11 protein-coding genes and 1 pseudogene are annotated in these 23,125 nt (G+C 69.4%); 3 read left to right on the top strand and 9 right to left on the bottom strand.

All coding sequences use genetic code 11. The annotated features are described in order from the left end of the window. Positions 1-12: 12 nt before the first annotated feature. The 9 genes from pncA to EOINJALH_RS11260 form a co-directional block, all read right to left on the bottom strand. Positions 13-738 carry a bifunctional nicotinamidase/pyrazinamidase gene (gene pncA, locus EOINJALH_RS11300; RefSeq protein ID WP_088280487.1) on the bottom strand — a complete coding sequence of 242 codons (726 nt, stop codon included), beginning with the start codon at positions 736-738 and terminating at the stop codon, positions 13-15. A 41-nt stretch (positions 739-779) separates the two neighbouring features. After that, positions 780-1,511 carry an ABC transporter ATP-binding protein gene (locus EOINJALH_RS11295; RefSeq protein WP_088280454.1) on the bottom strand — a complete coding sequence of 244 codons (732 nt, stop codon included), beginning with the start codon at positions 1,509-1,511 and terminating at the stop codon, positions 780-782. Next, positions 1,508-2,275, bottom strand: coding sequence for an ABC transporter ATP-binding protein (locus EOINJALH_RS11290; RefSeq protein WP_088280453.1), 768 nt, complete (start codon positions 2,273-2,275; stop codon positions 1,508-1,510). Before EOINJALH_RS11290 ends, EOINJALH_RS11295 begins: the two co-directional genes overlap by 4 nt. After that, a complete protein-coding gene (locus EOINJALH_RS11285) occupies positions 2,272-4,164 on the bottom strand; it encodes an ABC transporter permease (protein ID WP_088280452.1) in 1,893 nt (630 codons plus the stop codon). The genes EOINJALH_RS11290 and EOINJALH_RS11285 overlap by 4 nt, the downstream gene beginning before the upstream one ends. Positions 4,165-4,262: 98 nt before the next feature. Continuing rightward, positions 4,263-5,465: an ABC transporter substrate-binding protein gene (locus tag EOINJALH_RS11280; RefSeq protein WP_088280486.1), complete on the bottom strand. Its 1,203-nt coding sequence runs from the start codon at positions 5,463-5,465 to the stop codon at positions 4,263-4,265. A gap of 80 nt (positions 5,466-5,545) precedes the next feature. Then, positions 5,546-6,130 carry an amino acid synthesis family protein gene (locus EOINJALH_RS11275; protein WP_088280451.1) on the bottom strand — a complete coding sequence of 195 codons (585 nt, stop codon included), beginning with the start codon at positions 6,128-6,130 and terminating at the stop codon, positions 5,546-5,548. A 21-nt stretch (positions 6,131-6,151) separates the two neighbouring features. Further along, complete coding sequence (locus EOINJALH_RS11270) at positions 6,152-6,787, bottom strand: amino acid synthesis family protein (RefSeq protein WP_088280485.1); 636 nt, start codon at positions 6,785-6,787, stop codon at positions 6,152-6,154. Between the two features lie 11 nt (positions 6,788-6,798). After that, complete coding sequence (locus EOINJALH_RS11265) at positions 6,799-7,803, bottom strand: UPF0280 family protein (RefSeq protein ID WP_088280450.1); 1,005 nt, start codon at positions 7,801-7,803, stop codon at positions 6,799-6,801. Positions 7,804-7,810: 7 nt separating this feature from the next. Next, positions 7,811-9,436: a 6-hydroxynicotinate reductase gene (locus tag EOINJALH_RS11260; RefSeq protein WP_088280449.1), complete on the bottom strand. Its 1,626-nt coding sequence runs from the start codon at positions 9,434-9,436 to the stop codon at positions 7,811-7,813. Between the two features lie 225 nt (positions 9,437-9,661). On the opposite strand from EOINJALH_RS11260, the gene EOINJALH_RS11255 reads away from it, so the two are divergent. From EOINJALH_RS11255 to EOINJALH_RS33475, 3 genes and pseudogenes are all read left to right on the top strand, one after another. After that, the gene (locus EOINJALH_RS11255) at positions 9,662-10,435 is read left to right on the top strand and encodes a ferredoxin--NADP reductase (RefSeq protein ID WP_088280448.1); all 774 of its coding nucleotides are present in this window, start codon (positions 9,662-9,664) and stop codon (positions 10,433-10,435) included. Between the two features lie 202 nt (positions 10,436-10,637). After that, on the top strand, positions 10,638-11,294 hold the full coding sequence (locus EOINJALH_RS11250) for a TetR family transcriptional regulator (RefSeq protein WP_088280484.1): 657 nt from the start codon (positions 10,638-10,640) through the stop codon (positions 11,292-11,294). A gap of 284 nt (positions 11,295-11,578) precedes the next feature. Continuing rightward, positions 11,579-23,125 (top strand): annotated as a pseudogene (locus EOINJALH_RS33475) (hypothetical protein); the annotation flags it as partial.

The raw sequence follows: 23,125 nt of genomic DNA, 5'->3' as shown, positions 1-23,125 counted from the left end.
GCGGCCCAAGCGTCAGGCGAGGTCGAGGTCGGCCGACTGCAGGCGCTTGACGCCCTTGGCCGTCATCTGCTTCCAGGCGGCGGCGAGCGAGCCGTTCAAGTCGATGCCGCGGCAGGCGTCCTCGATCACGCTGACCTCGAAGCCGGCGGCACGCGCGTCCATCGCCGTCCAGGCGACGCAGAAGTCGGTGGCCAGGCCGGTGACGTAGAGCGTCTTGATGCCCCGCGCCTTCAGGTAGCCGGCCAGGCCGGTGACCGTCTTGCGGTCGGCCTCCTGGAAGGCCGAGTAGCTGTCGACGCCCTTGTTGTAGCCCTTGCGGATGATCAACTGCGCGGTGGGCAGCTTCAAATCCTTGTGCAGCGCCGCGTCGTCGGTGCCCTGCACGCAGTGGTCGGGCCACAGCACCTGCTGGCCGTACTTCAGCGTGGTGGTCTCGAAGGGCTTCTTGCCGCCATAGCTGCTGGCGAACGAGGCGTGGCCGGCGGTGTGCCAATCTTGCGTGACCACGATGTTCTGGAACGCCCCCGCGATCTTGTTGATCACCGGCACCACCTCTTCGCCGTTCTTCACCGGCAGCGTGCCGCCGGTGACGAAGCAGTTCTGCACGTCGACGACGATCAGCGCACTGTTGGCGCCGGGCTTGACCTTGCCGGCGGCCAAGGCCGCCAGCGGCGCGGACGCGGCCAGTCCGGCCAGCGACAGGGTGTGGAGGAAGGCACGGCGGTGGGTCGGGTTCATGGTGTTCACTCCAGCGGGGTTGACGGGCAGGGTCGACGAGGTCACATGGAAAGATACGCCCGCCGCACCTCGTCGTTGGCGGCAAGCTCGGCCATGGTGGCCTCGTATCGGATCTGGCCCTTCTCGAGCACGTAGGCCCGGTCGGACACCAGTTCGGCGAAATGCATGTTCTGCTCGGACAGCAGGATGCTCACGCCCTGGCTTTTCAGCGCCAGGATCATCTGCGCCATCTGCTCGACGATGACCGGGGCCACGCCCTCGCTGGGCTCGTCCAGCAGCACCAGGAAGGGGTTGCCCATCAGCGTGCGCGCCACGGTGAGCATCTGCTGCTCGCCGCCGCTGGTGCGGCCACCGGGCCGGTCGGGCATCTCGCCCAGGTTGGGGAAGAGCTTGAACAAGGCCTCGGGCGTCCACACCGGCGCGGCGCTGCCGTCGGGCCAGCGGCGCGGCGGCTGGCGGCCGACGTCGAGGTTCTCGGTGACCGTGAGGTCGCTGAAGATGCGCCGGTCTTCCGGCACGAAGCCCAGACCCAGCCGCGCGATCTCGTAGGGCGCGCGGCGCGCGATGTCCTGCCCCATGAAGCGCACGCCGCCGCGGCGGCGGTCGATCAGACCCATCAGCGCCTTCAGCGTGGTGCTCTTGCCGGCGCCGTTGCGGCCCATCAGCGCCACCACCTCGCCGCGCTTCACCTGCAGGCCCACGTCGAACAGGATCTGCGCGGCGCCGTACCAGGCGCACAGGCCGTCCACTTCGAGCAATAGACTGCCGGTCACGCAGGCACCTTCTTCTCGAAGGTCTTGCCGCTGCCGAAGTAGACCTCCTGCACCTTGGGGTGGTCGCGTATTTCAGACGCCGTGCCCTCGGCGATCAGGCGGCCGCGGGCCAGCACGATCAGGCGGTCGGCGTGGGCGAAGACCACGTCCATGCTGTGCTCGGTGAACAGCACCGCCAGGCCGCGGTCGACGACCAGGCGCTTGGTCAGCGACATCAGCTCGTTGCGCTCCTTCGGGGCCATGCCGGCGGTGGGCTCGTCCATCAGCAGCAGCTTCGGGCCGTTGGCCATCGCGATGGCCAGCTCCACCCGCTTGACGTCGCCATAGGCCAGCACGCTGCAGGGCCGCTCGGCCTGCGCGGCCATGCCCACCTGCGACAGCAGCGCCATGGCCTCGTCGCGGCGGTGGTCGGCGGCGCGGCGCCACAGCGAGAACAGCTTCGCGTCGGCCGACAGCAGCGCCATCTGCACGTTCTCGACCACGGTGAGCGACGAGAAGGTCTCTGCGATCTGGAAGGTGCGGCCCACGCCGCGCTTCCAGATCTCGCGCGGCTTCAGGCCGATGAGTTCCTGGCCTTCGAGCAGGATCGAGCCGGCATCGGGCCGCAACTGGCCGTTGACCATGTTGAAGGTGGTGGACTTGCCGGCGCCGTTGGGGCCGATCAGCGCCAGCAGCTCGCCCTTGGCCACCGAGAAGCCGATGCCGTCGACGGCGCGGTTGCCGCCGAAGGACTTGCCCAGGCCCTGCACAGTCAACAAGCTCATGACGGCAGCCCCCGCGTGCGCCGCTCGAACCACTGGCCGACGAAGCCGGCGATGCCCATCGGGAAGGCCAGCACCAGCAGCAGGATGATGCCGCCGAGCATGGCGCGCCAGTAGTCGGTGGAGCGGGCCACGCTGTCCTGCAGCCAGGTGAACGTGACGGCGCCGGCCACCGGGCCGCTGAGCGTCTGCAGCCCGCCCAGCAGCACCATCACCAGGCCGTCCACCGACTTGCCCACCGCCATGCTGTCGGGCGAGATGCTGCCCTTGCTGAAGGCGTACAGCGCGCCGGCCAGGCCGGCGAACACCGCCGCGATGACGAAGGCCGCCCACTGGATGCGCGGCACGTCGATGCCGATGGCGTCGGCGCGCAGCGGCGAATCGCGCCCGGCACGCATCGCGAAGCCGAAGGGCGAGAACAGGATGCGCCGCAGCGCCAGCACGCCGCCCACCACCAGCAGCAGCGTGGCGAAGTAGTAGGCGCGCTTGTCGCTCAGCCACTCGGCCGGCCAGACGCCGGTGAGGCCGTTGCTGCCGCCGGTGAAATCGTCCCACTGGAAGGCCACCGACCAGACGATCTGCGCGAAGGCCAGCGTGAGCATTGCCAGGTACACGCCCGACAGCCGCACGCTGAACCAGCCGAACACCAGCGCGCCCAGCCCGGCGATCAGCGGCGCGGCCACCAGCGCGGCCTCCATCGGCCAGCCGCCCTTCAGCATCAGCAGCGCCGCGGCATACGCGCCCAGGCCGAAGTAGGCCGCATGGCCGAACGAGTGCATGCCCGCCGGCCCCATGATGAAGTGCAGGCTGGTCGCGAACAACGCGGCGGTGAGCAGGTCGATCGCCAGCACCGTGACATAGGGGCTGTTGGCCGTGGCAAAGGGCAACGCCAGCAGCGCCACGCCGAACACCCCCGCCACCATCAGCAGCGGCCGACTGGCCGAGCGCAGCGGCGGCTCGGTGGCCGCGGCATTGCGGCTGGCCGCCTGCGGCTTGCCCATCAGGCCCCAGGGCCGCACGATCAGCACCACGGCCATCACCAAAAACTCGACCACCAGCGTGAGCTTGGAGAACGCGAAGTCGACGCCGAACCAGTTCACCGTGCCGATGCCCACGCAGATCGCCTTGATCTCGGCGATCAGCAGCGCGGCGACGAAGGCGCCGGGGATCGAGCCCATGCCACCGACCACCACCACGACGAAGGCGTCGCCGATGGTGAGCAAGTCGAGCGCCAGCGAGGCCGGCTCGCGCGGCAGTTGCAGCGCGCCGCCCAGACCGGCCAGCGCGCCGCCCAGCGCGAACACGCTGGTGAAGAGCCAGGCCTGGTTGACGCCGAGCGCACCGACCATCTCGCGGTCTTGCGTGGCGGCGCGCACCAGCGTGCCCCAGCGGGTGCGGGTGAGCAGCAGCCACAGCGCGCCCAGCACCACCGGGCCGACGACGATCAGCAGCAGGTCGTAGGTGGGGAAGCGGCGGCCCAGTATGTCGATGGAGCCCGACAGGCCCGGGGCCCGCGGCCCCAGCAGGTCTTCGGCACCCCACAGCCACAGCGCCGCGTCCTTGATCACCAGCACCAGCGCAAAGGTGGCCAGCAGCTGGAACAGCTCGGGCGCGCGGTAGATGCGGCGCAGCAGCACCACCTCCACCACCGCCGCGATGGCGCCCACCGCCACCGCCGCCAGCAGCAGTGCCGGCCAGAAGCCCAGCCCGGCGCCGAAGCGTTCGACCAGCGCATAGGCGATGTACACGCCCAGCATGAAGAACGAGCCGTGCGCGAAGTTGACGATGCGCGTGACGCCGAAGATGAGCGACAGCCCCGCCGCCACCAGGAACAGCGACGACGCCCCGGCCAGCCCGTTGAGCAGTTGCACGGCGAAGGCGGAAAGCGTCATCGAGCGTCAGTCGAAGGAGATACCGGCCGGCGCCGGGCCGCCCCAAGGCGGCCGGGCTCCCCCTCGGGGGGGCGACGCCGAAGGCGTCTTGGGGGTCGTCATTGCGCGGGGCGCAGCTTCTTCACTTCCTCGTCCGTGGGCTGGAACTTGGCGCCGTCGAGATAGCGGTAGTCGACCATCGTGCCCTTGCCCTTGTCGTTGAGCGTCTTGCCGACGTAGGCGCCCATGGTCGACTGGTGGTCCTGCGCGCGATAGACGGCCTTGCCGAAGGGCGTCATCAGTTCCAGCCCGCGGAAGGCGGTGATGAGCTTCTCGGTGTCGGTGCTCTTGGCCTTCTTGATGCCCGCGGCCAGCGAATGGATGGCGCTGTAGCCCACCACCGAGCCCAGGCGCGGGTAGTCGTTGTACTTGCGGTGGTAGGCCAGGAAGAAGGCCTTGTGCTCGGGCGTCTGGATGCCGTACCAGGGGTAGCCGGTGACGATCCAGCCGTTGGGGGTTTCGTCCTTCAGCGGATCGAGGTACTCGGGCTCGCCGGTGAGCATGCTCACCACCTCGCGGCCCTGGAACAGGCCGCGGGTGTTGCCCTCGCGCACGAACTTGGCCAGGTCGGCACCGAACAGCACGTTGAAGATTGCGTCGGGCTTGGCGTCGGCCAGCGCCTGCACCGCGCTGCCGGCATCCAGCTTGCCCAGCGGCGGCGCCTGCTCGCCGACGAACTCGACATCCGGCTGCGCGGCCTTCAGCAACTGCTTGAAGGTGGCCACGGCCGACTGGCCGTACTCGTAGTTGGGGTAGATGACGGCCCAGCGCTTCTTCTTGAGCTTGACGGCCTCGGGCACCAGCATCGCCGACTGCATGTAGGTGGACGGCCGCAGGCGGAAGGTGTAGCGGTTGCCGCTGCCCCAGACGATCTTGTCGGTGAGCGGCTCGGAGGCCAGGTAGAAGAACTTCTTCTGCTTGGCGAAGTCGGTGAGCGCCAGGCCGATGTTCGACAGGAAGGCGCCGGTGAGCACATCGACCCGCTCGCGCGACACCAGCTCTTCGGCGGCGCGCACCGCGTCGCCCGGGTTGCCATTGTCGTCGCGGGTGATCAGCTGCAGCTTCTTGCCGTTGACGCCGCCGGCGGCGTTGATCTCCTCGACGGCCAGTTCCATGCCCTTCTTGTAGGGCTCGAGGAAGGCCGGCTGCACCTTGTAGCTGTTGACCTCGCCGATCTTGATCACGTCCTGGGCCTGGGCCGGAGCGATCGACAGCAGGGCCGCGGACATCGCGGCGGCCGAAATCAGGGTGCGACGGAACATGGTGGGGGTGTCCTCGTGGGGGATGGTGAAAGAGCCGAAGGGGAAACGATAACCGGTGTGGAGGCGCCGAACGCAGGCCATCAGCGCAGGCCGTCCTGGCCGACGACCTCATGCGCCTGCAGGCCGCCGATGCGGGCCAGCGGCCGGCCGCTGTCGGTGACGACCACGGCGACGACGATCTCGTCGGCGCGCGGCGCATCCGACACGCGCGCCTCCATCGCGTCGAAGTGGCTGCGCACGAAGGCGGCGTCCTTGTGGCCCAGCGGCACGTCGACGGCGGTGCCGACACCGCCCTGCTTCTTGGCCGACGGCACCAGCGCCGCACCCTTCTCGACCGCCTTGCGCAGTGGCGCGCCGAGCTTGGGGTGCAGCAACGCGGCGGCGTGTTCGATCTCGCCCGCCTCGCCAACGATGGCGGCCTTGCCGTAGCTCTGCGCCTGCGCGGGCTCGATGCCCAGCGCCTGCACGCACTTCGCGCCGAGCAGCGCGCCCAGCTCTTCGCCGATGGCGATGAGTTCGCCCAGGTCCTCGACGTAGCGGCCGGCAAAGGGGTTGCGGATGACCGCCATGGCCAGAGCCCGGCGCGTGGGCGGCTGCACGGGGCGGCCCATCTCGCGGTGGGTCTCGTCCACCTGGACGATGAGCTTGCGGATCTGTGCGGGCATGGGATGGTTCTCCGGAGGGGATCAGCGCTGGCCGTCCCACTTGGCGATGGCCTCGGCGGCCAGTCCGCCCACGCGGGCGTGCACCCGCGGGCCGGTGCTCATCGCCAGGATGTAGACGATCTCGTCGGGCCGCGGCGAGCCCGCCACGCGCACTTCCATCGCGTCGAAATGGCTGCGCACGTAGCTGGCGTTGATGTGGGTGAGCGGCACGTCGAGCGTGGCGCCCGGCGGGCCGACCTTCTTGGTGCTGGGCACGATGGCCAGCGCGTTGCCGGCCTGGCCACTGGACGCATCGCCACGCTTGTAGGCGGCGGCATCGCCCTTCCAGCCCAGCAGTTCGCGCATCGCATAGCCGCCGGGCACGTGCCACAGGGCGCCGTGCTCCAGTTCGCCGGCCGAGCCGATGATGGCGCCCTTGCCGTAGCCCTGGATGCGCTCCACCGGCACGTCCATCGCGGCGCGCAGGCGGTGCGCCATGTCGATGCCCACCGGCTGCAGCGCGTCCATCATCGGCAGGATGTCGGGCTCGTAGCGGCCGGCGTAGGGGTTGGTCAGCACCACCGCGATGGCGCCGCGCCGCAACGGCACGGCCGCGCGCGGGCCGCCCTCGTGGACGATGTCTTCCACGCAGGTGACGATGCGGCGGATGTCGATCAGGCCAGGGTCGCTCATGTCGTGGTGCTCTCGTGGGAGGTGCCGGGTCGTCGGGCGAGTGTCGTCATGCTGGGTCGGGTGGTTCTGCCGATCGGGCCCGGGCCGCGAGGAAGCCCATCGACCGACGGTAGCAATGATGGGGCCAGGACGCCTGACGCCGCGTCGCCCACGCGCCGGTGCTGCCCCTGGCAGTGCAAGGCCGCGGCGACGATCCAGCCGCGCGCCTGGAACTGCCGTGCGACATCGGCACCGGCCTGCAACGCGCGGCGCACCGCGTCGGACGACAGGGTCGGCACGTCCACCGTCACCAGCCGCTCGCCCAGGTCGCTGTCGTCGCGCACCTCGCCCGCCGGACGGCGCACGATGCGCGGGTCGTCCACATCCACCGCGTTGGCGATCATCGTGGCCGCGGCATCGGCCATGGCCGCGGTGGCGGCCAGCACGGTGACGCTGTCGGCGATGCCGCGCGACAGGCTGCGGCCGCGCCAGCCACTGGTGGCCACGCCTCGCACCGGGTCGCCGGCCTGCACCGTCAGGTGGCCATCCAGCGGCATCGGCCCCGGCGTGGTGCGTGCGCCAATGCCAGAGGCGATATCGGCCACCATGCCGATGCGGAACGACGCGCCGGGCGCCAGGTGCAGCGCGATGTCGCCGCCGTTGTTGACCGCCGCCCGCTGGATGCCGTCGCGGTGGTAGCAGGCGATCAGTTCCTGGGCCACGGAGCCCGCCACCGCCGCCATCGGCGTGATGAAGTGCGTCGCGTAGGGCGCGCAGGCCGCCCACATGCGCCGGGCCACCGGGCCGCGCAGTGGGCAGGCCGACGCCACCGCCACCGACTGCCGCAGCAGCGGCAACTCGGCCACCAGTTCGGCGAGCACGCCCTGAAACCGCTGCCACGCCGCCTCGTGCGCCGCGGCCACCGCAGCCGGATCGCCGTCGGCGACGATCACCAGGTCGATCGGCCCGTGCTGCAGGTGCCAGCGCCTGCCGGGCAGGGGCTGCCGCTGGGCGCCACCCATGGGGCCGTCAGCCAACGGTGCGCCCCGGGCCCGGCCAGGCCAGCGGCCAGGGGTTGTCGGCCACCGCGGCGATGGTGCGGCGCGCGGTGGGCGCGCCGTCGCGGTGCCAGGCACCGGTGGCCAGCACCTGGGCCAGCGGCCGCACATAGGCCATGTGGCCGCCCAGCGCCCGGTAGTCGTCCAGCCGCATCGTGAACTCGATGGGCGCCACGATGGCCGGCGTGGGCACCGTGCCGAAGCTGCCGTCGGGCATGCGCGTCACGTCGGCCATCACCGTGATGCCGCCGCCCGGCCACACGTAGGTGGGCGCGCCGCCGCAGGTGACGTTGACCAGCGCACGCTTGATCGACTGCGTCAGCCGGATCGGGTTGTCGGTGACGCCGGCGCGCAGGCTGCCGCCGGCGCCGCCCAGGAACAGCACGCTGGCCAGCGAGGGCTCGCAGTTCTCGCCGATGCGGTCGACGATGGCCTGCACCGCCGCGGGCATGGCCGACGGCTGCGGCACGAGGGCGTCGTCGAGGATGTACCAGGCCGCATGCTCGCCGGTGGTGGACACCATCAGCAGCCGCAGGCCGGGCCAGGCCAGCGCGGGGTCCCAGCTTTCGACGATGGACAGCGGATCGGAGATGTCGGTGCCGCCCCAGCCGGTGCCCGGGTTGGCCACCTGGAAGTAGCGGCCCGGCGTGGACTTGCGCCCGCGCACCTGCAGCCCCGCCGGCCGCATGCGCAGGCAGCGCCCGGCCTGGTGCTCGGTGAGCACGCCGGTGATGTGGTCGTCCACCACCACCACCTCGTCGACCAGGCCCTGGAACTGCTCGGCAAAGATGCCCACCGTGGCCGAGCCGCAGCCCACACGCATGCGCGATTCGGGCACGCCGTCGACCACCGGCGCGTGGCCGGCCTGCACCAGCAACCGGGCACCGCCGTCGATGGTGAACTCCACCGCCTGCTTGTTGCCCAGCGCCTGCATCATGTCCACCGTGACGCGGCCTTCCTTCTTGCTGCCGCCGGTGATGTGGTGCACGCCGCCCAGAGACAGCATCTGCGAGCCGTACTCGGCCGTGGTGACATGGCCCACCACCTCGCCCTTGCAGCGCACGTTGGCCTGCTCGGGGCCCAGCCAGCGGTCGGTGTCGATCTTCACCTTCATGCTGCAGTAGCTGAAGATGCCCTCGGTGACCACGGTGACCATGTCGACGCCGTCGACCTCGGTCGAGACAATGAAGGGCGCGGGCTTGTAGTCGGGGTAGGTGGTGGACGCCCCCACCGCGGTGACAAAGAGGCCGCCGGCCGGCACCGGCACGCTGGCGGGTTCGGCGCCCGGCGCGTCGGCGTGGTCTGCCGCGGCCACGAAGGGTACCAGCTCGCCCTGCCCCGCCGCCACCGTTCGCTGCACCAGCAGCACCGGATCCAGCCGCACCAGCACGCCGGCCTGGTTGGCGTAGCGGTCGCAGGCACCCGCCTTGCCCTCGGAGATCTGGCACAGCACCGGGCAGGCGTTGCACTCGATCTTGTGCGCGGCCATGCGCTCGTTGCGCGGCGCCACCCGCCAGGCTTCGCCCAGCGCCGCCGCGGCGGGCAGCGCGGGCGAATCGCCCAGGCCGTCGGTCTTGGTGTGCTCGTGCTCGGTCATGCCCGAGGCCCATGATCGACGTCAATCCGCACCCCTGGGTGAACCCGGAGTTCGAGGCACAATACGTGCCACCGCGGAATGCTGTTTTTCATGTAGCGTGCACTTAACGTTGATGTAGCCTCTGCTACATTGGCGCCGAATGTAGCGCATAGTCCGGGACGGCGCAACGCGCGCCGCCACTGCTTTCCGACCCTCCGACCGTCCCAACCTCAGAGCCCTACCGCCATGAGTGCATTCCTCGAAGAGCGCGTCCTCACCGTGCACCACTGGACCGACCGCCAGTTCTCGTTCACCACCACGCGAGACCCGGCGCTGCGCTTCCTCAACGGGCACTTCACGATGATCGGGCTGCGCGTCAACGGCAAGCCGCTGCTGCGCGCCTACAGCGTGGTCAGCGCCAATTACGAAGAGCACCTCGAGTTCCTCAGCATCAAGGTGCCCGACGGCCCGCTCACGTCGCGGCTGCAGCACATCCAGGTGGGCGACACCATCATCGTCGGCAAGAAGCCCACCGGCACGCTGGTCATCGACTACCTGCTGCCCGGCAAGCGCCTGTACATGATGTCCAGCGGCACCGGCCTGGCGCCCTTCATGAGCATCTGCCGCGACCCGGCCACCTACGAGAAGTTCGAGCAGGTGATCCTAGTGCACGGCGTGCGCGAAGTGGCCGAGCTGGCCTACCACGACTACCTCGAGACCGAGCTGCCCAAGCACGAGTTCCTGGGCGAGATGGTCAGCAATCAGCTCAAGTACTACCCCACGGTCACCCGCGAGCCCTTCAAGTACACCGGCCGCATCACCACGCTGATCGAGAACGGCAAGCTCTTCACCGACCTGGGCGTGCCGCCCATCAACCCGGCCGAAGACCGCGTGATGATCTGCGGCAGCCCCGGCCTCCTGAAGGACCTGAAAGGCATGCTCGACGCCCGCGGCTTCAAGGAAGGCAACACCTCGACGCAGGGCGACTACGTCATCGAGCGCGCCTTCGTCGAACAGTAGGCCGATGGCCAAGCCTGCCGCCGGCCCCAAGACCGCGGCCAAGGCTGCGGCCAGGCCCGCCGTGCGCAAGGCCGCGGCGGCGCCCGGCGGGCGGAAGGCGGACTCGGGCGCTGACAGCCGCAAGGTGCCTCCGGCCGCCACTGAACGCAAGGCGGCCTCGGGCGCCAATGGACGCAAGACGGCCTCAACCACCGGTGGCCGCATGCCCGTGGCCACCGCCGCCGGGCGCCCGCCCGGCGTGCGTGAACTGGCGGCCCACGCCACCCGCGACGCCATCCTGCGCGCCGCCACCAAGGTCTTCGCCAAGCAGGGCTTCGCCGGCGGCCGCATCGAGCAGATCTCGAAGGCGGCCAAGTCCTACGACCGGATGATCTACTACTACTTCGGCAGCAAGGAAGGCCTCTTTATTGCCGTGCTGGAGGACACCTACCGCCGCTTCAACGACGCCGAATCGGCGCTGGCGCTGGACACCACGCGCCCGCTCGACGCGCTGGACACCGTGATCCGCTTCATCTGGACCTACTACCAGAAGAACCCCGAATTCATCACGCTGCTGAACACCGAGAACCTGCACCGCGGCAAGCACATCGGCAAGAGCCTGCGGGCGCGCGAGTACTCGTCGCCAGCGCTCGGCATCACCGGCCGCGTGCTGGAAAGCGGCGCCGCGCAAGGCCTGTTCCGCACCGACGTGTCGGCCCGCGACCTGTACCTGATGATCGCCGCGATGGGCTACTTCTACCTCTCCAACCGCCACACCCTGTCGGCCTTCCTGGGCGAGAACCTCGATTCGCCCGAGGCGATGGCGCACTGGGAGGCGTTCGTCATCGACGCGGTGCGCAGGACGGTGGCGAAGGGGTGAGGGGCGGTGGCGCGGGATGCGCCGCCGCAACCGTGACGGCAATCCGCCGTTGACCTGAACGACAGGTTCAAGCTGACCACGGATACCCCCCGAGTGCGGGGGAAGCATCCTCGGCTTGAAGAGCGCGCGCCCCCGATACTCGGCCGGGGAGTTCACCACGCAAGCGAGTTAGACCGGGGGCTGCGCCTCGCGCGTCACCCTGGCCTGCCGGGACGCCCTCATCCCGTCGACAGGGCCCCGATCGCGCATGAGCCATCCACTTGACCCATCGCAAGACGCCGCGAATGTCGCGCTTGCCATGGCCATCCTGGGCGGCGCAGGCGACCGGGCCGCCTGCAGCCGATGACCGCGCCCCACGCCACCCAACGCCCGTCGAACCCACCATTCGACAGACCGACATGAACAGACTCAACACGCCTGCCCGCTACCTCGACAAGGACCGACTGTCGCTCGAGTCGTGGGACTGGATGCAGGGCACGGGTGGGGAAATCGGCGGGACCATCGACGGTGGCTCGCGCTACAGCCTCGACTTCGGGGCGATACAGGCCATGCAATTGGGTGAACCGGCCGAGATTGCGTCCGTCACCCTTGGATCAATGACAGCGGACCGCGGTTCCGCCGTCGAATCGGTTCCTGTTCGTCTCGTGGCGGTCGATGCCAATCCAATCGTCGGCGCCTACGCCGGCCTGCGCTGCTGCTGCGCGGGCTGCATCTCGCCGTCGTTCGGGATGCGTGCGGGCGGCGCTGGTCTTGCGGCTGGGCAAAGCATCGATGCCGGTCCGTCACCGCTGGCCTCTGCTGAAAGCGCGGGACTCGAGCCCGAGGATGCTCCGCTGTCACCCGACCTGGTCACCGTAGAGGGCGGAGGCAATGGCATCACAGGCGCCCGCCAAGCGGCGTCGGCATTCAACCCGTTGACCGAGGTGGCTGACCCGCAGGCGCCCCAGTTTCAGTACTTGCTGACAGGATACAAGTGGGGTGGGTCTCTGGGGTCGGTTGTACCGCTGACCTACAGCCTGGCAACTGACGCATCGGTATACGGTGACGTGAGTGACTTCGCTACCGGAAAGGAGCCGTTGGAGAATGCTCAGCGAGCGGTCGCCAAGATTGCGGTTGACGCCATGGCCGCGATCTCGGGCTTGACGTTCTTACCCATCGTTGACGACGCATCGCAAGCGGGGGATATCCGCTTCGGCAACACCAGCCACACAGACAACAACTTCAAGACCGCGATCGGATTGTTCCCGAGCAATCTGGGCAGTGGGGGCGATATCTGGTTCGGGACCGTGAGTGACAGGTACAAGAACCCGGTGGCCGGTGACCTGGGATACGTCACCTTCATGCACGAGCTGGGTCACGCACTTGGACTGCGGCATCCGCACCAGTTCGACACCGCAGGGATGCCGGTCACGCTGGCGCCCCCGGCGGGCCAGGACCAACTCAAGTTCTCGATCATGAGTTATCGGTCCTACGACGGGCAGCCTCTGGATGGACTGTTTGGTGGTGGATACAAGGGCGATTACTTTCCCACCACGCCGATGATCAACGACGTGCTGGCGCTGCAGTTCCTCTACGGGAAGAACACCACCTTTAACAGCGAGAACAATGACACCGAAGGCGGCCTTTCCCCCCTCTACTCTTGGCCCACCGACACACCCGTCTTCCAGACCATCTGGGACACGGGTGGCACTGACGTCATCAGCGCAGCCAATCAAGCCGAGGGCGCCAAGATCTTCCTCACGCCCGGCAAGTGGTCGGAGATCGGAAAAGCATTCAGCAATGGTCAGGCCATGGTGCGAGACAACCTCACCATTGCCTATGGCGTCCAGATTGAAAATGCAACAGGCTCGGCATTCGACGACACGCTGGAAGGCAACGAGTTCGCCAACTCACTGGTAGGAGGCAACGGCAACGACTGGCTTTCCGGACTGGCCGGCACCGACACCCTCGTCGGCGGCGCCGGCAACGACACCTATGACATCGACGTGCCCACCGATGTGGTGACCGAAGAGTTCGGTGCCGGCACGGACCTGGTCAATGTCGGGCTGTCGGCCGCGATCACCTACAGCGTACCGGCCAATGTCGAAAACGCCACAGTCACGTCCGATGGCGCAGTGGCCGTGATCCTGCTGGGCAATGCCCTCGACAACGCCTTGACCGGCAACGCGGCCGCCAACACCCTGGTCGGCGGCGCAGGCAACGACACCCTCGACGGCGGCCAAGGCGTCGACTCGCTGGCCGGCGGCCCAGGCAACGATGTCTATGTGCTGAGCGTACCCGCAGACGTGGTGAACGAGACCGCCACGGGCAGCAGCGGCGTCGACCGGGTCGAACTGAACTTCACCGCGACGGCCAGCTACACGCTCCCCTTGGCCATCGAAGATGGATCGGCCCTCGGCACTGCAACCGTCGGCATCGTAGGCAACACCCAGGCCAATCGGCTCACCGGCAACGCGGCGGACAACCTGCTGGACGGCGGAACTGGAATCGACACGGTGGCGGGTGGCCCCGGTGACGACCACTATGTGCTCGATGTGCCGAACGATGCGGTGCAGGAGGCCATCGACGAAGGCATCGACCTCCTCGAACTGACCTTCACTTCGGCCACCACCTACACCCTGCCGGTGAACGTCGAGAAGGCCATCTTCAGCGGCGCATTGCCGGTGCACCTGGTCGGCAATGGCCTGGACAATGAACTCACGGGAGGCGATGGCGCCAATTCGCTGACCGGCTTCGCCGGCAACGACACCCTTTTCGGCATGGGTGGCGCCGACACGCTGGACGGCGGCACCGGCGCCGACACGCTGGTCGGCGGTACTGGAGACGACACGCTCAGCGCGGTGGACGGCAACGACCAGTTGTCCGGCGGCGATGGCAACGACCGATACGCCGTGTCGCGGGTTGACTACGACTTCGGCACGACGGCCAACACGCCCACCTACTACGTCTTCGACTTCGGTGGTGCCAGCGACGTGCTGCAGATCACCGACACGAACTCCGGCCCCTTGCTGGACGACCTGTCCGACCTGGTGTTCCAGCTGAAGGGCAATGACCTCTGGATCGACCTCGACATCCCGGGCGCGGTGTTCGTGGACGATGACGAGGGTCGCATCATCATCGCCAGCCAGGCGCTCAGCGGCAACGCCGTCGAGTCGCTCGTGCTGCGCGACCGCAACGGAGCGCCCATCGGCGATCCCACCCATCCCATCTCATTGATCTCGTTGCAGGCAGCCCTGGCCAGCCTGCCCGCCGGGACCGATCAGCGGCTCACGCTGTCGAAGAGCGTGGGCCTGTACGGCATGTTGGTCAATGGAGCCGGCGGCGCCGCCATGAGCGACGCCGGAGCTCTCGGCGGCAACTGGATCTTCGGGACACCGACCTCGAACACGGCGCCCTTCGGCAACGACACGCTGACCGGCACGGCAGGCAATGACAGTTTCCTGTTGAGCACCGGTCGCGACCTGATCGATGGGGGTTCCGGCACCGACAAGCTGGTCGGCGACATGGACCTCAGCAGTTCCAGCTTCACCAGCGTGTCCTACGCCTTCGCCACAGGCGGTTTCCGCAGCAGCTTCGGCACCACCTACGCCTCGCTCACCACGGATCTGGCCAGTGCAGCCACCAGCTACCGCATCGTGCTGGGCTCGCTGGGCGACACCACCGCCACCGGCATCGAGCAGTTCCAGATCAGCCTCACCGGCACCAACTACGACGACCTGCTGATCTTCCAGAACGGCACGCACTACAACGGTGGCGCAGGCACCAACGACACCTTCTACGCCAACTGGTCAGCCGTGCCCACGCCCATCGTCTGGGCCAACGATCCCGCATTGCCTCAGGTCGTCAACGGCGTCTCGGTCCAGGGCCTGGAGCGGCTGCTCATCAGCACCGGCAGCGGCAACGACAACATCAGCAACGTGCTGGCCGGCGGCAACGGCAACGACGACATCCGCACCGGACTGGGCAACGACACCGTCGACGGCGGCCGTGGTGGCGACCTCATCGACACCGGTGATGGCGACGACCAGATCGTGCTGTCCGAGGGTGCCGACGTGGTGCAAGGTGGAGCGGGCACCGACAAGCTGGTCGGCGACATGGACCTCACCACGTCCAGCTTCACCAGCGTGTCTTACGCCTTCGCCGGTGGCGGCTTCCGCAGCAGCTTCGGCACAACCTATGCCTCGCTCACCGCGGATCTGGCTGGTGCGAACGCCAGTTACCGCATCGTGCTGGGCTCGCTGGGCGACACCACCGCCACCGGCATCGAGCAGTTCCAGATCAACCTCACCGGCACCATCTACGACGACCTGCTGATCTTCCAGAACGGCACCCGCTACAACGGCGGCGCTGGCAGCAACGACACCTTCTACGCCAACTGGTCGGCCGCCACCGCGCCCATCGTCTGGGCCAACGATCCCGCATTGCCTCAGGTCGTCAACGGCGTCTCGGTCCAGGGCCTGGAGCGGCTGCTCATCAGCACCGGCAGCGGCAACGACAGCATCAGCAACCTGCTGGCCACAGGCAACGGCAACGACGACATCCACACCGGCCTGGGCAACGACACCGTCGACGGCGGCAGCGGCGACGACCTCATCGACGCAGGTGCCGGCAACGACACGCTCGATGGCGGGGACGGTGATGACCAGTTGACCCCTGGCACCGGCATCGACCTGGTCATCGGAGGCGCAGGGTTCGACACCGTCGTGCTCGGCTCCACGTTCGCCAGTTACGTCATCAGCCGTCCCAATGCAAGCGACCTGGTGCTGGTCAGTGCCGCGGCATCGCAGAGCGTCACGATCCGCGATGCCGAGAACATCGTTTTCTCCGACGGCGCGCGTTTGGCCGCCTCACTGGAACCGACGCCTGGTGGCCCCACGGCCGGCCCCGACACCCTGGTGGGCGACGCCACTGCCAACCTCATCGATGGCCTTGGCGGCAACGACAGCATCAGCGGCCTGGGCGGCAACGACACGCTGATCGGCGGCAGCGGCACCGACACGCTGGTGGGTGGCCCAGGCAACGACCAGTTCAACATAGACCTGACGACCGACTCGGTGGTCGAGGCCATCGGCGAAGGCACTGACCTCGCCAACGTCGGCCTGTCCTCGGCGGGCAGCTACACATTGCCGCTGAACGTCGAGAACGCCACGGTGACGGCCGACGGCACCGTGGCCGTGAACCTGACGGGCAACACACTCAACAACGCACTCACCGGCAACGCGGCCGCCAACAACCTGAGCGGCGATGCGGGCAACGACACCTTGAGCGGCGGCGACGGCGACGACCAGCTGATCCCCGGCACCGGCATCGACCTGGCCATCGGAGGCCCCGGCATCGACACCGTGGTGCTGTCAGCCAACTTCGCCACATACACGATCACCCGCCCGAATGCGACCGACCTGCTGCTGGTCAACGCGGCCGCATCGCAGAATGTGACGCTCCGAGAGGTCGAGTCGATCGCCTTCGTCGACGGCACCCGCACGGCAGCGTCGATCCTGTCGACGATTGCCACCACAGGCGCCGACACCCTGATCGGCGATGACAACCCCAACTCGATCGACGGCCTGGCCGGCAACGACAGCATCGGCGGCCTGGGCGGCAACGACACCCTCATCGGCGGCGCCGGCATCGACACACTGATCGGGGGCTTGGGCGACGACGTGTTCCGCATCGACGTGCCGACCGACGTGGTCGACGAGACCGCCGTACCCAGCGGCGGCATCGACCGGGTGGAAGTGGGGTTCGCGCTGGCCGGCACCTACCCGCTGCCGGACCAGGTGGAGAACGCCACCGTCACCTCCGCCGCGGCAGTGAACCTCACCGGCAATGGCCTGAACAACCTGCTGGTCGGCAACGCCGCCGCCAACAGCCTGGTCGGCGCGGCGGGCAACGACACGCTCGACGGCGGCACCGGCACTGACACACTGGCCGGCGGTGCCGGCAACGACACCTATCGTCTGAACGTGGTGGCCGACGTGGTCGACGAGACCACGGCCGGCAGCGACGGCATCGACACCGTGGAACTCAATCTCGCGGTGGCCGGCAGCTACGCGCTGCCCACGGGCGTGGAGAACGCGCGGGTCAGCCATGCCGGCCTGCTGGCCGTCACCCTCACCGGAAATGCGTCGAGCAACCAGATGTCCGGCGGCCCCGCGGCCGACACATTGTCTGGCGGCGCGGGCAACGACACGCTGGCGGGCGGCACAGGCAATGACCGCCTCGACGGCGGCAACGAATACGACCTGGCCGACTATGGCGACGCGGCCGGCCCGGTGACCCTGGCCGGGGCCACCGGCGTGGTCACGGGCGCGGCCGGCACCGACACGCTGGTGGGCATCGAAGTCGTCCAGGGCTCGGCCTTCGCCGACGTGCTGGTCGGCAGTGCCACCATCACCGCGCTGTACGGTGGCGGCGGCAACGATTCGATCACCGGCGCCGACACGGCCAGCGAGTTCAAGGGCGGCGACGGCATCGATACGCTGCGCGGCGGCACCGGATCGGACTTCATGTCCGGCGGACCGGGCAGCGACCTGCTCGACGGCGGCGCCGGTGGCGGCATCGACTCGGCCGACTTCTTCGACGCCGGTGCGGCGGTCTTCGCCAGCCTGGCCACCGGCCTGGCCTCGGCAGGTGCCGATGTCGACACACTGGTGGGCATCGACAACCTGCATGGCACGGTGCAGGACGACACCCTCGTCGGCAACGACGGCGCCAACTACCTCTACGGCTCCAGCGGTGCCGACTCGATCAGCGGCGGCACGGGCAACGACACACTCGAGGGCAGCAGCGGCAACGACACGCTGATCGGTGGCGATGGCTTCGACATGGCCAATTTCAGCGGCACGGTGAACGCCAGCCTGGCCAGCGGCCTGGCCACCAGTGGCGCCGAGACCGATTCGTTGAGCGGTATCGAGGCGCTGCAGGGAGGCAAGGGCAACGACACCCTCACCGGCGACGGGCTCGACAACCGGCTGATCGGCGGCAAGGGCAACGACAGTCTGGTCGGCGGCAAGGGCAATGACACCCTGCACGCCGACGCCGACAACGACACCGTCGACGGCGGTGCCGACACCGATGTGCTGGTGCTGGGCTCTGCAATGGCCGACTACGCCATCAGCCTGCCCAACGCCACCGACGTGCTCTTCACGCGCACGGCCAACGGCCAGGCCGTCACCGTGCGCAATGTCGAGCAGGTCAACTTTTCCGACGGCCTGCGCAGCATGGCCTTCCTGCTCGGCACCACGGCCACCAGCGGCCCCGACAACCTGGTGGGCGACGACAACGCCAACGTCCTGGACGGCCTGGCCGGCAACGACACCCTCACCGGGCTCGCCGGCGACGACACGCTGATCGGCGGGCCCGGCATCGATTCGCTGGTCGGCGGCCCCGGCAACGACGTGTTCCGCGTCGACGTGCCGGCCGATGCGGTGGTCGAGGCGCCCGACGAAGGCGTCGACCGTGTCGAGGTCGACTTCGTGCTGGCCGGCACCTATGCCCTGCCGGCCCACGTGGAGGACGCCAGCGTGGTCGCGGCCGTGGCGGTGAACCTCACCGGCAACGCGCTGAACAACCGCCTCACCGGCGGCGCTGCGGGCGAGACCCTGGCCGGCGGCGCGGGCAACGACACCCTCGTGGGCGGCCCAGGCAACGACAGGCTCGACGGTGGCGACGATGCCGATCAGGCCGACTATCGCGAGGCACCCGGCCCGGTGGCCTTCGACGGCGGCGCTGGCGTGGTCGCCGGCGCGGCCGGCACCGACACGCTGGTGGGCATCGAGACGGTCCAGGGCTCGGGCTTCGGCGACACCCTGGTGGGCAGCGCCGACGGCGTGGCGCTGTTCGGCAACGGCGGCGACGATTCGATCAGCGGCGGAGCCGGCTTCGCCAACCTCGACGGCGGCACCGGCAACGACACCGTGCGCGGCGGCAACGGCCCGGAGTTCCTCACCGGCGGTCCGGGCAGCGACCTGCTCGACGGCGGGGGCGGCATCGACCAGGCGTTCTACTACGATGCCTCCAGTGCGGTGGCCCTCAACCTGGCCACCGGCCTTGCCACCAGCGGCACCGACGTCGACACGCTGGCTGGCATCGAGTACGCCCACGGCTCGAACTTCAACGACACCCTCACCGGCTCGGATGTCGCCAACTACCTCTGGGGTGGTGGCGGCGCCGATTCGATCAATGGCGGCGCGAGCGACGACACGCTCGATGGCAGCACGGGCAACGACACGCTGGTCGGTGGCACCGGCTTCGACCTGGTCATCTACGGCAACGCCGTCAATGCCAACCTGGCCACCGGCGTGGCGCTCAGCGACGGCGACACCGACTCGTTGTCCGGCATCGAGGCGCTGCGGGGCGGCAAGGGCAACGACACGCTCACCGGCGACGGCTTGGCCAATGGCCTGGATGGCGGCTCGGGCGACGACAGCCTGGCTGGAGGCGCTGGCAACGACACCTTCCGCGCCGACAGTGGCAACGACACCCTCGATGGCGGCGCCGACATCGACCTGCTGGTGCTGCCCTTTCCGCTGGCCGACTACGGCATGGCGCTGCTGAACGGCACCGACCTGCTGCTCACGCGCGCCGCCAGCGGCCAGACCCTCACCGTGCGCAACGTCGAGATCGCGGGCTTTGCCGACGGCCAGCGCAGCATCGCCTTCCTGCTCGGCCTGCCGGCCACCACCGGCCCCGACGCACTGATCGGCGACGACAACGCCAACCTGCTCGACGGCCTGGCCGGCAACGACAGCATCACCGGCCTGGGCGGCAACGACACGCTGATCGGCGGCCCCGGCGTCGACACGCTGGTCGGCGGCAAAGGCGACGACGTGTTCCGCATTGACGTGCTGGCCGATCAGGTGGTGGAGAACGCCGGACTCGGCACCGGCGCCGACCGGGTAGAGGTCGGCTTCGCACTGGCCGGCACCTATGCGCTGCCCGACCAGGTGGAAAGCGCGACCGTCACGTCCACCGCGGCGGTGAACCTCACTGGCAACGGCCTGAACAATCTGCTCATCGGCAACGCGCTCGGCAACAGCCTGCAGGGCGCCGCGGGCGGGGACACACTCGACGGCGGTGCCGGCATCGACACCCTGGCCGGCGGTGCCGGAGACGACACCTATCGCCTGAACACGGTGGCCGACGTGGTGAACGAAACCGCCGTTGGCAGCGACGGCCACGACCGGGTCGAACTGACCCTGGCCGCGGCCGGCACCTACGTGCTGCCGGCGGGCGTCGACGAGGCCGACCTGCGTCCCAGTGGCAGCGTGGCCGGCCACCTCACCGGCAATGGGCTGGACAACGTGCTGTGGGGCAACGCCGGGACCAACGCGCTGACCGGCGGCGCGGGCAATGACACCCTGATCGGCGGCGGCAGCGCGGGCGCCACGGACAGCCTGGACGGTGGCGCAGACATCGACACCGCCATCGTGCCCGGGGCCCGGGCCGACTACAGCCGCAGCCGGGGCGTGGCCGCCGACGAGGTGTTCCTCAACCGCGCCGCCACCGGCGAGCAGCTGTGGCTGCGCAGCGTCGAGCAGGTGCAGTTCAGCGACGGCACGCGGACCTTCGCCGAGCTGGTCGTGAACCTGGCCAGCGCCTTCGACGACACCCTCACCGGCACCCCCGGCCCCGACTCGATCGACGGCCTGCCCGGCAACGACAGCCTCGACGGCCTGGCCGGCAACGACACCCTGCTGGGCAGCGCGGGCAACGACACGCTGATCGGCGGCGAAGGGGCCGACCTGCTGATCGGCGGCCTCGGCGTGGACAGCCTGGTCGGTGGCGCCGACGCCGACGTCTACAACGTCGACGTGCCCGGCGACGTGATCGTCGAGGCCGCGGGCGGCGGCGACGATCTCGTGCAGGTGGCCTTCACCGCGGCGGGCACCTACGTGCTGTCCGCCGAGGTCGAATTCGCGGTCATCACCGCGGGCCCCGCCCTGGCCGTGCACGTCACGGGCAATGCGAGGAACAACCTGCTGCAAGGCAGCGCCGGCAACAACAGCCTCGTCGGCGGCGAGGGCCTGGACACGCTCAACGGCGGGGCCGGCATCGACACGATGGTCGGCGGCGCGGGCAACGACCAGTACCAGCTCAGCGTGCCCGCCGACGTGGTCACAGAGGCCGTCGACGGCGGCATAGACCTCGCCCTGATCCAGTTCACCGCGGCCGGCACCTACGTGCTGGCACCGAATCTCGAACGGGCAATCGACCAGACCGCCCTGGCCATCAACCAGACCGGCAATGCGCTGGACAACCACCTGACAGGCGGCGCCGGCGCCAACAGCTTGGGCGGTGCGCTCGGTGCCGACACCCTGCTCGGCGGCCCGGGCAACGACACCCTGGCCGGCGGCGACGGCAACGACAGCCTGGCCGGCGAAGGCGGTACCGACAGCCTGCTGGGCGACGCTGGTGACGACACGCTCGACCTGCGCGGCGGCGACGGCAACGACACCGCCGATGGCGGCGCCGGCGCGCTCGACACCGCCGTCATGCCTGGCAACCTGGCAGCCTACGCGGTGTCGCGCCCCACGGCCACCGACACCGTGCTCACCGGCGCCTCGCAGGTCTTCACGCTGCGCAACGTGGAGCGCGTGGCCTTCGACGACGGCGTGCGCGACATCGCGGCGCTGTGGCTCAACACCGCCAGCCCCAATGCCGATCTGATCAACGGCACGGCCGGCCCCGATGCGCTGGACGGCCTGGCCGGCAACGACACGCTGCTGGGCCTGGCTGGTGACGACACGCTGATCGGCGGTGCCGGCGTGGACAGCCTCGTCGGCGGCCCCGGCGATGACGCGTTCGAGGTCGACGTGCCGGCCGACGTGGTGGTCGAGGCCCTCGACGACGGCACCGACCGGGTCGACGTGCGCTTTGCCGCCGTTGGCAGCTACACCCTGCCGCCGAACGTCGAGGACGGCACCGTCACCGCGGCACCGGCCCTGGCCGTGGGCCTCAACGGCAATGCGCTGCCCAACCACCTGGTCGGCAACGCCGCCGCCAACGCGCTGACCGGTGGCGCCGGCAACGACACGCTCGACGGTGGCCCGGGCGCCGACAATCTGGCCGGCGGCGCGGGCGACGACACCTACGTGATCAACCTGCCCACCGAGGTGGTGAACGAGACCGCCCTGGGCAGCGACGGCGTGGACCTGGTCCGGTTCGAGCCGACAGCGGGCGGCACCTACCTGCTGCCGACCGGCATCGAGAACGCCCAGGTGTTCGCCGCCACCCCCCTGATCGTCAACCTCACCGGCAACGGGCTGCCGAACACACTGCGCGGCCACACCGGCAACAACTCGATCGGCGGCGCAGCGGGCGACGACACCATCGTGGCCAGCGACGGCGCCGACACGGTCGACGGCGGCCTGGGCGACGACCTGTTGCAGTTGCCCGGCAACGCGGCGGACTACACCATCACCCGCCCCAGCGCCACGCAGGCGCGCTTCGCCGGCAACGACGGCAGCGTGCTGGTGTCCACCGTCGAACGCGTTCAGTTCGGCGCGGCGCCCGTCGTCACGCTGGCCAGCCTGATCGCCAGCATCGGCTCCACCGGCGCGGACACGCTGGTCGGCGGTGCCGATGGCGACACGCTGGACGGTGGTGCCGGCAACGACAGCCTGGACGGCGCCGGCGGCGCCGACAGCCTGCTCGGCGGCGCGGGCAACGACACGCTGCTGGGCGGCCCCGGCACCGACTGGCTCGACGGCGGAGATGGCAGCGACACCTACGCCTTCGGCCTGGGCGGCGGGCTGGACCTGATCGAGCAGAACGACACCCAGGCCGAAGGCGTAGGTGTCGCTGCCATCTCCGCCGTCGAGCCAGTCGGT

This window comes from Ideonella sp. A 288 (genome assembly GCF_002198735.1).
GTDB lineage: Bacteria > Pseudomonadota > Gammaproteobacteria > Burkholderiales > Burkholderiaceae_C > Pseudaquabacterium.
Note: the sequence above shows the minus strand (reverse complement) of the source record. Positions and strands in the feature narration are given on the sequence as shown.